Below are 13,825 nucleotides of genomic sequence, written 5' to 3' on the forward strand. Positions count from 1 at the left end.
CGGAGGAGAAATGATCAACGTCTTCCAGCCGAGTCTCGGCGAGGCGGAACTGCAAGCCGTTGCGGAGGTCTTCGCCAGCAACTGGCTGGGCCACGGGCCGCGGACTCGTGCGTTCGAAGAGGCGTTCGCCGCACACCTGGGCGTGGCACCGGACCACGTCGTGTTCATCAACTCGTGCACAGCTGGGCTGTTCCTCGCCATGGACCTGCTCGATATCGGCCCCGGCGACGAGGTGGTCCTACCGGCGGTCAGCTTCATCGCCGCGGGCAACGCGGTGGCCGCCCGCGGCGCGGTGCCGGTCTTCTGCGACGTCGATCCGCATCGGCTCAACCCGGATGTGGGGCATGTGGCGGACGCGATCACCGCGCGGACCAAAGCCGTGATCATTCTGCACTACGGCGGCCATCCCGGCGCGGTCGCCGGTATCGCCGAGCACTGCCGGCAACGTGGCGTCGCGCTGGTGGAAGACGCGGCCTGTGCCGTGGCGTCCCGAGCTGACGGCCGTTCCTGCGGCACGTTCGGCGACGTGGGCGTGTGGAGTTTCGACGCGATGAAGGTGCTGGTGACCGGCGACGGCGGCATGTTGTACGTACGCGACGCCGAGCTCGCCCGGCGCGCCCGAAGGCTCGCCTACCACGGGCTCGAGCAGGCCGCGGGCTTCTCCAACGCCCGGGTTTCCCAACGCTGGTGGGAGCTGGATGTGCGGGAACACGGTCGGCGACTCATCGGCAACGACCTGACCGCCGCGATCGGATTGGTGCAGCTCGGCCGCCTACCCGAGTTCGCCGCGCGCCGGCGGGCGATTACCGAGTACTACGATGCGGCGCTCGCCGATGCGCCGGCGCTGCGGCTACCGCCTCCGCTGCCCGACGGGCACGAGTCGTCGTACTACTTCTACTGGGTGCAGATGGACGCGGCGATCCGGGACCAGGTGGCCGCGGACCTGTACCGCTCCGGGGTGTACACCACGTTCCGATACCCGCCGCTGCACAAGGTGCCTGCCTTCAAGTCCGACGCGGTCCTGCCGCACACGGAGAGCGCGGCCGACGAGACACTCTGCCTGCCCCTGCACCAGGGGCTGGACGACGCCGACGTGGAGCAGGTCGTCGCCGAGTTGCGCAAGTCGATGGAGTCACGCGCCGCCGCCTGAGAACGATCCGGCAAGGGGTCAGCCGACCCATGCGGAAGGAGCATCCGTTGACCGAGCAAAAAATCGGTGTCACTGACGTGGTGGACCGCCTCGCGGCGCCGCTGGACCTGGATGCGTTCCGGGACGCGATGGCCAGCTTTCCCACCGGAGTCACCATTGTGAGCACAGTTGACGACCTCGGCTTTCCACACGGGCTGACCGCCAGCTCCTTCTGCTCGGTCTCGCTACGGCCGCCACTGGTGTCGTTCTGCGTCGCCACGTCGGCGAACTGCTACCCGGCCTTCGCCCGCTGCGAACGGTTCGCGGTGAACATCCTGCGTCCGCAACACGCCGCCCTCGCCCTGCGGTTCGCGAGCAAGCGGCCGGACAAGTTCACTGACAGCGGATTCCGGCGCACCCCTTCAGGCCTTCTGGTCTTCGACGACGCGTTGTCGATCCTCGAGTGTCGGGTGTACGACCGGTACCCCGGTGGCGACCACAGCATCGTGGTGGGCGAGGTGCTCGGAGCACACACCGAGCCCGGTACCCCGCTCGTTTACGTTGACCGCACGTTCACCCGGGTCACGGGCAGATGACCGGCCACCGCACGGCGGCACCGTACCGCCCAGTCCGGCTCGGCCTCCTGGGCTGCGCCGATATCGCGCTCCGCCGGGTGCTGCCCGCCGTGGCGGCGCTGGACAGCGTCCGGCTCACCGCGGTCGCCAGCCGGACCATGGCCAAGGCGACCGCCGTGGCGGAGCGGTTCGGAGGCGTCCCCATAGCCGGGTACGACCAGATGCTGGCCCGCGCTGACATCGACGCGGTCTACATCCCGGTACCCACCGGCCTGCACGCGACGTGGATCCGTCGAGCGCTGGCCGCCGGCAAGCACGTGCTGGCCGAAAAGCCGCTGACCAGCTGCCAGGCAGACACCGCAGATCTCGTGGCGACAGCCGAGAAGGCTGGCCTCGTGCTCATGGAGAACTACATGTTCGTCCACCATGGGCAGCACGCGGCCGTGCGGCGACTGGTCACCGAGGGCGCGATCGGCGAGCTGCGCTCGTTCTCGGCGACGTTCACGATCCCGGCCCGCCCACCCGGCGACATCCGGTACGACCCCGAGCTGGGCGGCGGCGCCCTGCTGGATGTCGGGGGCTATCCGTTACGAGCGGCCCAGCTCTTCCTCGGCGCCGACCTCACGCCGGTCGGGGCCCACCTGCGGATAGATCATGATCGAGGGGTCGACGTGGGTGGGGCGGCCCTGCTCACCGCGCCGAACGAGGTGAGCGTGCACGTGACCTTCGGCATGGACCACATGTACGCCTCGGCGTACGAGCTACACGGCAGTCGCGGACGGATCTCCGTGACGCATGTCTTCACACCCCCCGCCGACCATCGGCCGGTCATCCGCCTCGATCGGCGAGAAGGGTCCAAGGACCACCTCCTGTCCCCCGACGACCAGTACCGCGCCGCGGTGGCGGCATTCGCCCGAGCGGTGGCCGATGGTCTCCGCAGCCCTGACACAGCAATCACCAGCCAGGCGGACCTGGTCGACGCGATCCGCGCGGCCGCACGCATGCGGTGACGGCGGCAGCCGCAGGCGGTCTGTCACGCGGCGGCACAGCTTACGAGAAAGGCGACGCACATGACCTCCGACCCCAGACCGAAGGAACACAAGGCGCGGATTCTGGACCTGGTCCGGGAGTACCACGCAGCCGTCGACCATTCGACGTTCGTCCCGGGCGTCACGTCGCTGCTGGCCTCGGGCGCGGTGCTGGACGAGACGGACCGGGTCGCGCTCGTGGAGGCGGCCCTTGACCTGCGCATCGCGGCCGGAGTCAGCTCGCGGACGTTCGAGCGGGAGTTCGCGAAGCTGTTCGGGGTACGCAAGGCGCACCTGACGAACTCCGGATCGTCGGCGAACCTGCTCGCCCTCACCGCGCTGACCTCGCCGCAGCTGGAGGAGTACCGGCTGCGCCCCGGCGACGAGGTGATCACGGTGGCGGCCGGTTTCCCCACCACGGTGAACCCGATCATCCAGAACGGGCTTGTGCCGGTCTTCGTCGACGTGGATCTGATGACCTACAACACCACGCCGGAACGGGTTGCCGCCGCCGTCGGACCCCGTACCCGGGCCGTCATGATGGCGCACACCCTCGGCAACCCGTTCGCGGTGGCCGAGGTCGCTGAGATCGCCGAGGAGCACAACCTGTTCCTCATCGAGGACAACTGCGACGCGCTCGGCTCCACCTACCGGGGACGCCCCACCGGCTCGTTCGGCGACCTCGCCACGGTGAGCTTCTATCCGGCGCACCACATCACCATGGGCGAGGGCGGTTGCGTCGTGACCGACAATCTGGCGCTGGCCCGGGTGGTGGAGTCGCTGCGGGACTGGGGTCGGGACTGCTGGTGCGAGCCCGGCGAGGACAACCGCTGCTTCAAGCGGTTCGACCAGCAGCTCGGCGACCTGCCGCACGGATACGACCACAAGTACGTGTTCTCGCACGTGGGCTACAACCTGAAGTCGACCGATCTGCAGGCCGCGCTCGGGCTGAGCCAGCTGCGCCGGCTGCCGGACTTCGGCGCGGCACGGCGCCGCAACTGGCGACACCTGCACGAGGCGCTCCTTGACGTTCCCGGCCTGCTGCTGCCGGAGCCGACGCCGGAGAGCGATCCGAGCTGGTTCGGGTTCGTGATCACGGTGCTACCGGACGCCCCCTACACCCGCCGTGGGCTGGTCGATTTCCTGGAGGCCCGGCACATTTCGACCCGGCGCCTGTTCGGCGGCAACCTCCTGCGACACCCCGCTTACCTGGACCGCCCGCACCGCGTGAGCGGTCCACTGACCAACAGCGACGTCATCACCGAACACACGTTCTGGGTCGGCGTCTACCCCGGCCTGTCCGAGGACATGATCGGCTACATCGCCGACTCGATCCGGGAGTACGCCCTCAAATCGTCGTGACGGTGGCCCATACCGTGATCGGGGCGGCCCGCACGCGCTTGTCGTGGAGCGGCGTGCGGACCGCCCCGATGGCATGGGGTCAGCCCCTCGCACAACGCGCGGCGCGGCCGCCCGCCGAGATGCCGGCGGATCCTCCCATCGTTGGTGAGGGCCGGCCGTTGTTGCTGCACCGGGTGATCCACACGTCAAGGCCGTGAGCACCCCGGTAGGCCCGGGCGACGAGGTCCCCGCCGGCCTTCGTCGCCGCGTTACAGGGAGTCGGGCGGCAGTGGGGCGTCCTCGGTCCACGAACCTTGAACGATCGAACCGCAGGTTGCCGGCCTAGCTGAGCTTGTCCAGGACGGTCACGCGGTGACCAGGATGCTCATGCCGGAACCTCCGCCTGGGTATCGTCTCCCAGGATGAGCCGGCGGTGCGTCGTGCGGCGGTCCGCGCGGACCTCCGCACGACGGCCGATCAGAGAGTGCCGGAGCTGGTGCACCCCACGGACGGCCGCGCCGTCCAGGGTGATGCAGTCCTGCACCGTGCTGTCGCCGATGAAGCACTCCCGCCCGATCGCCACGTACGGCCCCACGCGACTGTTGTGTACGATCGCGCCGGCACCGACGATCACCGGGCCGATCAGGTGCGAATTGGTCACCCGGGCACCTTCCTGCACCACGACGCAGCCGTGGGTCCGGGTGGCGTCATCGACCTGCCCGTCCACCTCCGGTGACAGGCGGTCCAGCAGCACCCGGTTGCACTCGAGCAGGTCCTCCACCTGACCGGTGTCCTTCCAGTAGCCGTTGTAACGGTCGACGGTGACCGGGTGCCCGGTGGCGATCAGGTGTTGGATCGCGTCGGTGATTTCCAGTTCACCCCGGCGGCTCGGCTCGATCATCCGCACCGCCTGGTGGATCGCCGGCGTGAAGAAGTACGCTCCGGTGACCGCCAGATCGCTCCGCGGCTGCGCCGGCTTCTCCACCACCGCCTGCACCGTGCCGTCCGGGCCCACCTCCGCGACGCCGTAGCTGGTGGGATCGGATACCTTGGCGACCACGAGGTGCGCGTCCGGCCGCCGCTGGTGGAACGACGCGGCGGCGGCGCGCAGACCCTCGGCGAACACGTTGTCGCCGAGGTACATCACGAAGTCGTCGTCGCGCAGGAAGTCCGCGGCGAGGAGCACCGCGTGCGCGAGCCCGAGCGGCGCCTGCTGGGAGATGTAGGTCACGCGTAGGCCGAACTCCGAGCCGTCGCGGATCGCCTGCTCGATCTGCGCGGCGCGGTCGCCGACGACCAGTCCGACCTCACGGACGCCGAGGTCACGGATGTTTTCCAGGACGTGGCTGAGTACCGGTTTGTTGGCAACCGGTACCAGCTGCTTCGGTGTGGTGTAGGTGAAGGGCCGCAACCGCGTCCCCGCGCCACCGGAGAGAACCAGGGCCTTCATGCCTGAATGCTCGGCGCTGTCGGTAGAGCGACGGTCAAGCGAAAATGGCGTCCTCCTGTGGTGACGTTCAGGCACCGTCGACCCGCAGCAGCCGGTGCCGAACCAGCAGCCGCCCGTTCTCGCGGACCAGGAGGTCGCAACAGTCCACACTGGATACGATGCGCGGCTTGCCGTCGCGCGGGGTGGCCAACACCAGCGCGTAGTAGCGGACCTGCAGCGCGCCGTCCGGCCGGGCGCCGACGTCAAGCATGCCGACCCAGTGCCGGTACTGCTCCCCGGAGGCGGCCACCCGGTCCGCCCGCGCCCGCGCCGAAACCTGGATCTCGTGCCGGCTGTGCAACGGCTCCATCCGGCTCGGCTCCTCAAACCGCGCGTCCTCGGTGAACGTCTGTGCCCACTGCTCCGCCAGGCCGTCGTCGAGCAGCCCCATGTGTCGGGCGTAGAACTGCTGGACCTCGATGTACTCCTCGGTTGTCGGCGTAGCGAGGCGAACCTCGCTCTGCGGCTGCGCGGTCATGTGCCCACCCTTCTCCTCATCATGTTCCGCTGTCGCGTATGGCAGATTCACTGTGGCCCGGTCAGCTCAGGCCGGGCTTGAGCGCCAGTCGACCGGGTGCTCAGGCATGGCAGGTGGGCAGTCGGCCGTGGAACTCGACCATCTCGGTGAAGCATGCGAGCACGTCCAGTTCCGCACCCGGAGCTGCGCCACGCTCCTCCGCGTACGCCCGGTGCAGGTTGGGCAGGATTCGTTCGGCGTCGATGAAAGCGGCGAACGCACCGAGATCCGCCGCACGCGCCGTCTCCAGCGGGCTCCGGCCCGCCGCCACGCCCGCTCGGGCCAGCCGCTTGATCCAGCGCAGGTACTCCTCCGCCTCGTCGAACAGTTCCGGTCCGCCGACCGGGCCGTGGCCGGGAACGACGACACTCGGGCGCAGGGCGCGCAGACGCTCGATCGCCCGCAGCGACCCTTCGATCGAGCCCATCAGGCAGAACGGCGTCACGCCGCTCATCACGATGTCACCGGCGAAGACGACCGAGCGGTCGGGTATCCAGACGACGGTGTCGGTGACCGTGTGCGCCGGACCGGGATGGATCAGTTCGAGCCGCAGCTCGCCGGCGTACACGTCCATCCGATCCCGGTAGGTGACGGTGGGCGGGCGGAGGGTGACCTCGCCCCATCGCACGTTTGGCCACAGCCCCTGGAGACCCAGCCCTGCGACGAGCATCTCGCGGCGAGCCGCCTCGTGCGCCACCACCGCCGCCGGCGGGCTGAAGACGAAGTTCCCGAAGGTGTGGTCGCCGTGGAAGTGCGTGTTGACGACCACGGTCGGTGCGACGTCGGTCACCTCGGCGATCAGCGCGCGGAACAGCTCGGCTCGCCGCTCGGTCGCCGCGGTGTCGACCACGACGACGTCGTCGCCGTTGACCACGACGCCCGCGTTGTTGAGGCACCAGCCGCCGTCGGGTTGGAGGAACGCGTACACGCCGTCTTCGATCTCGTCCAGGTACGGTGCCGTGTCCCGGTCGTCGGGGAAGGCCATGAGCTGGGAGGTCATGACGACAGCGTGGCCGGCACCGCTAAACGCCCGGTCGATCGCCAGTCGACCGTGGGCCGCTGGCGGGCCGGGACGGCGGGCCTACCGGCGGAAGCCCGCCGTCCCGGGCTTGGCTACCGACGCGCGTACTCGGCCGCGTGTTGCAAGGTGGCGAGGCTGTTGGTGCTCAGCGCGTTGCGGACATACCGCTTGGCGTCGTCGACACCGGCGTCGGGACCGAGGATCCGGGGTACGTTGTCCGGGTTGATCGCCACGGTGTGCCGGGAGGTGACCCGCACCCCGGAGTCAGTCTCCTCGAGCAACCAGTGGCCGGTGTGCAGGGTCATCAACGCAGGCAGCAAGGTCTGCTTGTAGACGATCCGCTGATACGGCTGGCAGACGCGTACGGAGCTGGTGGAGTGCACCGAGCCGTCCTTGGTCATGGTGTCCATCTCGAGGATCTGCAGCCCTTCGACGTCCTCCCGCAGGTTGACGCGGGCGACGTGCGGCAGCCGTTCGGCCCAGTGCTGCGCCTCGTTGAGGAAGTCGTAGACGTCCTTGGCCGACCCGGAGATGTGGACGGTGTCGTCAAAGCTGATCCGCAGCTCATCCGCCTCACCGGCCTCCGCGACCGCCTTCAGGGCGGCCAGCTCGGCGGTGCTGTTGCGATCCACTGCCCGGTCGATCCAGGCGAGGCTCTGCGGGTCACCGTCCACCGCGGAGTAGTCGTGGAGGAGCAACACGCGGCATTCCCGGTCGCTGTGCGGCTCGATGACCCAGGCGCCACCCATGCTCGCCACCGGCGCCTGGGAAACCTCCTGGCGGAAGTCGATGCGCATGCCGTCCGGGTCGAGCCGGCGCCGCGACGTCCAGGTCTTCGCGGTGTCGTTCGCGGTGGCCCAGATTCGGATGCGCTCCTCCAGACCATCCTGCTCCAGCTGCTCCGCGTGCACCGTGGGAGGAAAGATCAACGGCCACCTCGCGACGTCCGCCAGTAGCCGGTAGACCTCCTCGCCGGGAGCAAGGACGATCGTCTCGTGCGTAGCCTCGCGGACCGCTCTCTGCGTCATGACTGCCCTCGCTTCTCTCGTCTCAGTAGTTGCCCAGGCCGCCGCAGACGTTGATGGCCTGCGCGGTCACCGGCGCGGCGGCGTCGGAGAGCAGGTACTCGACCATGCCGGCGACCTCCTCGGGCGTGGCGTAGCGTCCCAACGGAATTTTGGCCTGGAAGCGCTCCAGCACGTCCTCCTCGGAGATGTTCCAGACGCTGGCGTATCCCTGCCGAACCCGCTTCGCCATCGGCGTCTCGACGTACCCCGGGCACACCGCGTTGACGGTGATGCCGGTCTTGGCCAGCTCGAGCCCGAGCGCCTTGGTGAAGCCCACCACGCCGTGCTTGGAGGCCGAGTACGGTGCGCCCAGGACCACGCCCTGCTTGCCTCCGGTGGAGGCGATGTTGACGATGCGGCCTCGGCTCCTCTGCCGCATGCCGCCCGTGGTGAGCACCTCGCGGGTCATCAGGAAGACGCCGTTCAGGTTCGTGTTGATGACGTCGAACCACAGCTCGTCGCTGATCTCGGCAGTGACCCCGCCCCCACTGCGCCCGGCATTGTTGACCAGGACGTCGATCGGCCCGTACCGGTCCACCGCGGCCTGCACGAAGCGCCGCACGGAAGCGGCATCGCGCACGTCGCACGGGGCGCCGTCCACCTCCGTGCCCTCCGCACGTAGCTGCTTGACGGTCAGCGCCACGTTGTCCGCGTCACGTGCGCAGATGAAGACGCGGTACCCCCGCTTGCCGAGCGCCGTGGCCACCGCCAGTCCGATGCCGCTGGTCGCCCCGGTGACCAGCGCCACCTGGCTCTGATGCTCGCTCATGGATCTCCCTCGGTCGTTGTGCTGACAAATCGAACGGGCGTTAGGCCTGACGGTCGGACAGGATCTGCTCCACGAGGCTGGTGCTGTGCCGCGCCGCGCGGAACAGCGGGTGCCGTACGACCGTGCGGAGGAACTCGGTGGTGGTGCAGACACCACGTCCGCTGACCCGGAACTCGCCCAACGCCCGGTCCATCCGGTCCAGCGCCTGCTCCCGGGTCGCTCCCCAGACCACGACCTTGGCCAGCAGCGGGTCGTACGCGGCCGGCACCCGGTAGCCGGGAAACCCGTGGGTGTCGACGCGGACGAAGGGGCCGCCCGGCGGCAGGAACTCTTCCAGCAGCCCCGGGGTGGGTACGAACTGGCGCTCCGGGTCCTCCACGTTGACCCGACACTCGATCGCGGTGCCGTGCGGCACCACGTCCTCCTGGCGCAGCTCCAACGGCTGCCCGGCGGCCACCCGGAACTGCTCCCGTACCAGGTCGATGCCGGTCACCATCTCGGTGACCGGGTGTTCCACCTGGATTCGGCAGTTGACCTCCATGAAATAGAACTCGTCGCCGTCGACCAGGAATTCGAACGTGCCCGCGCCGACGTATCCGGCAGCGGCCGCCCCGCGCACCGCCGCCTCCCCCATGCGCCGCAGGACCTGGGCGGACAGCCGCGGCGCGGGTGTCTCCTCGACCAGTTTCTGGTGACGGCGCTGCACCGTGCAGTCTCGGGTGCCGAGGTGGACGACGGAACCGTACTGGTCGGCGAGCACCTGCACCTCGACATGCCGGGCGTGCTCGAGGTAACGCTCCACGTAGACCCGCGAGTCGCCGAAGATCGCCTGCGCCGTCGCCCGGGTTTCCTGGTATGCCCGCGCGAAGGCCGAAGAGTCGCGTACCACACGCATGCCGCGACCGCCACCGCCCGCCGCCGCCTTGATGATCACGGGATAGCCGATCTTGTCGGCGAACCGCTGTGCCTCTGCTTCGGACGGGAGTGCCTCCAGGCTGCCCGGCAGCATCGGCAGGTCCGCGCCGGCCATCATCGTCCGCGCTGCGGTCTTGTCACCGAGCGCGGCGATCACCGCGGCCGGCGCTCCGACGAACGTCAAGCCGTTGGCCTGGCACACCTCGGCAAAGTCCGGGTCCTCGGAGAGGAAGCCGTACCCGGGATGGACCGCGTCGGCACCGGACTGCAGGGCTGCCTCGACAATCGCCGGGATGTGCAGGTAGCTGCGCTTCGCCGGAGCCGGACCGATCTGTATCGCCTCGTCGGCGTAGCGCACCACGGCGGATTCGCGGTCGACCGTCGAGTGCACGGCGACCACCTGTATGCCCAGTTCGCGGCAGGTCCGCGCCACCCGGAGCGCGATCTCACCACGATTGGCGATCAACACCTTCCTGAACAACCCAACTCCCTCCCCGCACGGCTGCGCCTCCTGCGCGCTGGACGCCCCGCGCACGGGCCGCTCACTCGTCGGCTGGTGCGATGGCGATCAGGGGCTCTCCGTACTCCACGGACGCCCCGTTGTCGGTGAGGACCGCGGTGACCTGGCCGGCGACGTCGGCGTTGACGGGGATCATGAGCTTCATCGCCTCGACGATTCCCACCTGCTGGCCGGGCCGGACGGCGTCACCGACCTCCACGAACGGCGGCGCGCCGGGCTGCGGCGCACGGTAGAACACGCCGACGGTCGGCGCCACGACGTGATGTTTCCCGGCCGGCGCGGCATCACCGGCCGGCTGATCGGCCGCGGACGGCGCGCTGGCTGCGGACGCCGCCTCGGCGCTGACCGCACCGGGCACGGACGGCTGATCCCACTCGATCTCCATGGAGACCTCGCCGGCTCGCAGCCGCAGCGCGTGCGGAGCATGTCCGAGTTCGGCGAGCAGCCGCATCGCGGTATGCCGGACCTGGTCCAGGGCGCGGCCCACCCCGTCATCCGTCAGAGCCGGTGTGGTGGCTCCGTTGACCAATGTGCGCGTCGGTTCCTCGACGGTGCCGTCGGGCGCCCGGCTCATCGCTGATCCACCTCCTGTCCGTCGGGCCCGGCCACGAGTACCGGGCGATGGCTACGCCCCGTTGATCACGGCGAGAAACGCGCGCGGCGTGGTCGCCGAGATCACCGTGTCGTCGTCGAGCTTCACCCCGTACTCCTGTTCGATCCGGCTGCTGGTCTCGAGCATCGCCAGGGAGTCGTAGCCCAGGTTGCTGAACTCGGTGTCGAGGATGTCGCCGTCGAGGTCGACCTGCTCGTCGGCGCCCGCGCACTCGCGCAGAACCCGGCGGAGATCGTCCAGGGTGACGGTGCGGTCGGTCATCGAATGCTCCCTTCGTCCTAGGTGTCCTGGTGGCTTCGCTGTACCGATCGGTGCCCGGGAGGTCAGTTGCTGGCCCGTACGACCATGGCGGCGTTGTGCCCGCCGTGCCCCCTCGCCAGGACCAGGCAGGTCCGGATCACCGCTTCCCGGGCAGCCCCGACCAGATCGAGTTCGTATCTGGCGTCCGGCGTCACGTGGACGGTGGGCGGGATGATGTCGTCCCGGATGGCCAGCAGGGCCGCGGCGAGATCCAACGGTCCACCGCCGGAGTACAGCCGGCCGGTCATGGTCTTGGGTACGGTCACGGGTACCCCCCTCGGCCCAAACGTCTCCGCGATCGCCTTGGCCTCGATCCGGTCCAACGCACCGACGGCGGCGCCGTCGGCGAAGACCACGTCCACCTCGTCGGGTACGATGCCCGCGTCCGCGAGAGCAAGGTCGATGGCCCGACGCAGACCCGATGGCCACTCGGCGTCCGGCTCTGGGTCGAATGTCGCCCCGTACCCGGCGATCTCGCCGTACGCACTCGAGGCGCCCCGGGCCCGGGCCGCCTCGGCGTCCTCGAGGACCAGGATCGCGCCACCCTCACCGGGTACGTGCCCCGCGGCGCGGGCGTCGAACGGCAGGAACGCCTGCGACGGGTCCTCCGACGTGCTCAGGCGGCCACTCGCCATCTGGGCCGCCCAGCCCCACGGGCAGATCGATCCGTCCACCCCGCCCGAGACGACGAGTTGGGTGCCCTTGCGTACCAGCCGCCGGGCCTGGGCCACCGCGTCCAGACCGCCCGCCTGGTCGGTGACCACCACGCCGCTCGGGCCGCGCATGCCGTGTCGAATGGAGATCTGGCCGGTGTTCACCGCGTAGAACCAAGCGAAGGACTGGTATGCGCTGACGTACTGGCTGCCCCGGCTCCAGAGGTTCTGCAACTCCCGCTGGCCGAACTCGAAGCCACCGGAGGAACTGGCGGTGACGACACCCATGCCGAACTCCGGCAGCGCCGTCGAGTCCACCTTCGCGTCGGCCAGTGCCCAGTCAGCGGCCACGAGCGCGAGCCGCGTCATGTGGTCGGTCTGCGGCAGAAGCCTGCTGGGCAGGTAGACGGCGGGATCGAAGTCCGGCACCTCGCCGGCCAGCTGGGCGGGGTACCCTGTCGCGTCGAACCGGCTGACCGGCGCGATGCCGCTGACCCCGTGGACGGTCGCCGCCCACCACTGGGCGAGCCCCAGCCCGTTGGGCGCCACCACCCCGAGCCCTGTCACGAGCGTGCGTGTCATGCCGCCCGCCTCTCCGGCCGCACCAGCACCATGGCGCTCTGGAAGCCGCCGAACCCACTGCCCACGGTCAGCACCACGTCCGTGCGATGCTCCCGGGCGGTCAACGGCACGTAGTCGAGGTCGCACTCCGGATCGGGATTGTGCAGGTTGGCGGTCGGCGGGACCACGTTGTGCTCCATGGCCAGCACCGAGGCGGCGATCTCGATCGAGCCGATGGCACCGAGCGAGTGGCCCACCATCGACTTGATGGAACTCACCGGGGTCCGGTAGGCGTGCTCGCCCAGGCTGCGCTTGAACGCCGCGGTTTCGTGCCGGTCATTCTGCTTCGTGCCCGAGCCGTGGGCGTTGATGTAGTCGACCTCGAGGCGATCGACCCGCGCCTCGTCCAACGCAACGCGGATCGCCTCGGCCATTTCCCGGCCATCCGGGCGTAGCCCGGTCATGTGGTACGCGTTACAGCGGGAGGCGAATCCACCGATCTCGGCGAGCAGCCGGGCTCGCCGACGTCTCGCGTGCGACAGCTCCTCCAGCACGAACACCGCGGAGCCCTCCCCGAGAACGAACCCGTTGCGGGTGGCGTCGAACGGACGTGACGCGTGTTCCGGGTCGTCGTTGCGCGGCGTGGTGGCCTTGATCGAGTCGAAGCAGGCGACCGTGATGGGTGAGATCGGCGCGTCGGTGGCGCCGGCGATCATGATGTCGGTGGTGCCCTCCCGAATCAGCTCGACGGCGTAGCCGACCGAATCGAGGCCCGATGTGCAGCCGGTCGACACCACCGTGACGGGCCCCTGCACGCCCACCGCGCGGGCCACCTCGGCGGCGACCGAGCTGGGCACGAAGTGGGAGTACAGGTGTGGAACCACGTATCCGGCGTCGACCAGCCACTTGCGCCCGTCGTCGCTCACCACCCGGTACTCCTGCTCGAGGCCCATGGTGCAGCCCACCGCGCTGCCGATCGTCACCCCGCACCGTCGAGGGTCCACGTCGGAGAAGGCCAGACCGCTCTCGCTGAGCGCCTCCCGGGCAGCCACCATGACAAGTTGGGTGGCCCGGTCCATGCGCCGGACCTCCTGCGGGCGCAGGCCGTGCAGTTCCGGGTCGAAATCGATCTCCGCAGCGACCTGTGAGCGGTACGGCGACGGGTCGAAAAAGGAGATGCGCCTGGTTGCCGTCCGGCCCTCACTCAACAGACTCCAGAACGACTTGACGCCAACGCCTCCTGGTGCAAGTACTCCGATCCCGGTGATCACTACCCGACGACTCACAACATCTCTCCGATCTGCGCGAGCCCGTGGCTGCGGCTCCG

General features: G+C 69.4%; 14 protein-coding genes and 1 pseudogene. 4 read left to right on the forward strand and 11 right to left on the reverse strand.

The window, feature by feature from the left end; genetic code table 11:
* Positions 1 to 10 precede the first annotated feature (10 nt).
* Genes E1166_RS06070 through rfbH form a run of 4 tightly spaced genes read left to right on the forward strand, consistent with a single transcriptional unit; the run spans position 11 to position 4,094 of the window.
* Positions 11 to 1,150: a DegT/DnrJ/EryC1/StrS family aminotransferase gene (locus E1166_RS06070; RefSeq protein WP_132336541.1), complete on the forward strand. Its 1,140-nt coding sequence runs from the start codon at positions 11 to 13 to the stop codon at positions 1,148 to 1,150.
* 47 nt (positions 1,151 to 1,197) lie between these two features.
* On the forward strand, positions 1,198 to 1,725 hold the full coding sequence (locus E1166_RS06075; RefSeq protein WP_243710207.1) for a flavin reductase family protein: 528 nt from the start codon (positions 1,198 to 1,200) through the stop codon (positions 1,723 to 1,725).
* On the forward strand, positions 1,722 to 2,714 hold the full coding sequence (locus E1166_RS06080; RefSeq protein WP_132336545.1) for a Gfo/Idh/MocA family oxidoreductase: 993 nt from the start codon (positions 1,722 to 1,724) through the stop codon (positions 2,712 to 2,714). Before E1166_RS06075 ends, E1166_RS06080 begins: the two co-directional genes overlap by 4 nt.
* Positions 2,715 to 2,774: 60 nt before the next feature.
* A complete protein-coding gene (gene rfbH, locus E1166_RS06085) occupies positions 2,775 to 4,094 on the forward strand; it encodes a lipopolysaccharide biosynthesis protein RfbH (RefSeq protein WP_132336547.1) in 1,320 nt (439 codons plus the stop codon).
* A gap of 157 nt (positions 4,095 to 4,251) precedes the next feature.
* Here rfbH and E1166_RS31840 read toward each other — a convergent pair.
* The 11 genes and pseudogenes from E1166_RS31840 to E1166_RS06140 all read right to left on the reverse strand — a co-directional run.
* Positions 4,252 to 4,402: pseudogene (locus tag E1166_RS31840) on the reverse strand (GDP-mannose 4,6-dehydratase); the annotation flags it as partial.
* Positions 4,403 to 4,458: 56 nt separating this feature from the next.
* Entirely contained in the window at positions 4,459 to 5,523 is a 1,065-nt protein-coding gene (locus tag E1166_RS06095) for a glucose-1-phosphate thymidylyltransferase (protein ID WP_132336549.1), read from the reverse strand.
* A gap of 67 nt (positions 5,524 to 5,590) precedes the next feature.
* On the reverse strand, positions 5,591 to 6,040 hold the full coding sequence (locus tag E1166_RS06100) for a nuclear transport factor 2 family protein (protein WP_132336551.1): 450 nt from the start codon (positions 6,038 to 6,040) through the stop codon (positions 5,591 to 5,593).
* A gap of 100 nt (positions 6,041 to 6,140) precedes the next feature.
* The gene (locus E1166_RS06105; protein ID WP_243710209.1) at positions 6,141 to 7,079 is read right to left on the reverse strand and encodes an MBL fold metallo-hydrolase; all 939 of its coding nucleotides are present in this window, start codon (positions 7,077 to 7,079) and stop codon (positions 6,141 to 6,143) included.
* A gap of 113 nt (positions 7,080 to 7,192) precedes the next feature.
* Positions 7,193 to 8,128, reverse strand: a complete 936-nt coding sequence (locus E1166_RS06110; protein ID WP_132336553.1) for an aromatase/cyclase — start codon at positions 8,126 to 8,128, stop codon at positions 7,193 to 7,195.
* A 22-nt stretch (positions 8,129 to 8,150) separates the two neighbouring features.
* A complete protein-coding gene (locus tag E1166_RS06115) occupies positions 8,151 to 8,936 on the reverse strand; it encodes a 3-oxoacyl-ACP reductase (protein WP_132336555.1) in 786 nt (261 codons plus the stop codon).
* A gap of 40 nt (positions 8,937 to 8,976) precedes the next feature.
* Positions 8,977 to 10,332, reverse strand: coding sequence for an acetyl-CoA carboxylase biotin carboxylase subunit (locus tag E1166_RS06120; RefSeq protein WP_132262628.1), 1,356 nt, complete (start codon positions 10,330 to 10,332; stop codon positions 8,977 to 8,979).
* Positions 10,333 to 10,393: 61 nt separating this feature from the next.
* Positions 10,394 to 10,945, reverse strand: a complete 552-nt coding sequence (locus E1166_RS06125) for a biotin/lipoyl-containing protein (protein ID WP_132336557.1) — start codon at positions 10,943 to 10,945, stop codon at positions 10,394 to 10,396.
* 51 nt (positions 10,946 to 10,996) lie between these two features.
* A complete protein-coding gene (locus E1166_RS06130) occupies positions 10,997 to 11,245 on the reverse strand; it encodes an acyl carrier protein (RefSeq protein WP_132262624.1) in 249 nt (82 codons plus the stop codon).
* Between the two features lie 62 nt (positions 11,246 to 11,307).
* A complete protein-coding gene (locus E1166_RS06135; protein ID WP_132336559.1) occupies positions 11,308 to 12,519 on the reverse strand; it encodes a ketosynthase chain-length factor in 1,212 nt (403 codons plus the stop codon).
* Complete coding sequence (locus tag E1166_RS06140) at positions 12,516 to 13,784, reverse strand: beta-ketoacyl-[acyl-carrier-protein] synthase family protein (protein ID WP_132336561.1); 1,269 nt, start codon at positions 13,782 to 13,784, stop codon at positions 12,516 to 12,518. Before E1166_RS06140 ends, E1166_RS06135 begins: the two co-directional genes overlap by 4 nt.
* Positions 13,785 to 13,825: the final 41 nt, after the last annotated feature.

Origin of the sequence: Micromonospora sp. KC213, from assembly GCF_004348325.1 — a bacterium.
Classification (GTDB): domain Bacteria; phylum Actinomycetota; class Actinomycetes; order Mycobacteriales; family Micromonosporaceae; genus Micromonospora.

Bases quoted from the DNA above. Each gene is read 5' to 3' on its own strand.
- E1166_RS06115 (WP_132336555.1), bottom strand. From the start codon at position 8,936: ATGAGCGAGCATCAGAGCCAGGTGGCGCTGGTCACCGGGGCGACCAGC.
- E1166_RS06100 (WP_132336551.1), bottom strand. From the start codon at position 6,040: ATGACCGCGCAGCCGCAGAGCGAGGTTCGCCTCGCTACGCCGACAACC.
- E1166_RS06070 (WP_132336541.1), top strand. From the start codon at position 11: ATGATCAACGTCTTCCAGCCGAGTCTCGGCGAGGCGGAACTGCAAGCC.
- E1166_RS06135 (WP_132336559.1), bottom strand. From the start codon at position 12,519: ATGACACGCACGCTCGTGACAGGGCTCGGGGTGGTGGCGCCCAACGGG.
- E1166_RS06130 (WP_132262624.1), bottom strand. From the start codon at position 11,245: ATGACCGACCGCACCGTCACCCTGGACGATCTCCGCCGGGTTCTGCGC.
- E1166_RS06105 (WP_243710209.1), bottom strand. From the start codon at position 7,079: ATGACCTCCCAGCTCATGGCCTTCCCCGACGACCGGGACACGGCACCG.
- E1166_RS06080 (WP_132336545.1), top strand. From the start codon at position 1,722: ATGACCGGCCACCGCACGGCGGCACCGTACCGCCCAGTCCGGCTCGGC.
- E1166_RS06125 (WP_132336557.1), bottom strand. From the start codon at position 10,945: ATGAGCCGGGCGCCCGACGGCACCGTCGAGGAACCGACGCGCACATTG.
- rfbH (WP_132336547.1), top strand. From the start codon at position 2,775: ATGACCTCCGACCCCAGACCGAAGGAACACAAGGCGCGGATTCTGGAC.
- E1166_RS06095 (WP_132336549.1), bottom strand. From the start codon at position 5,523: ATGAAGGCCCTGGTTCTCTCCGGTGGCGCGGGGACGCGGTTGCGGCCC.
- E1166_RS06110 (WP_132336553.1), bottom strand. From the start codon at position 8,128: ATGACGCAGAGAGCGGTCCGCGAGGCTACGCACGAGACGATCGTCCTT.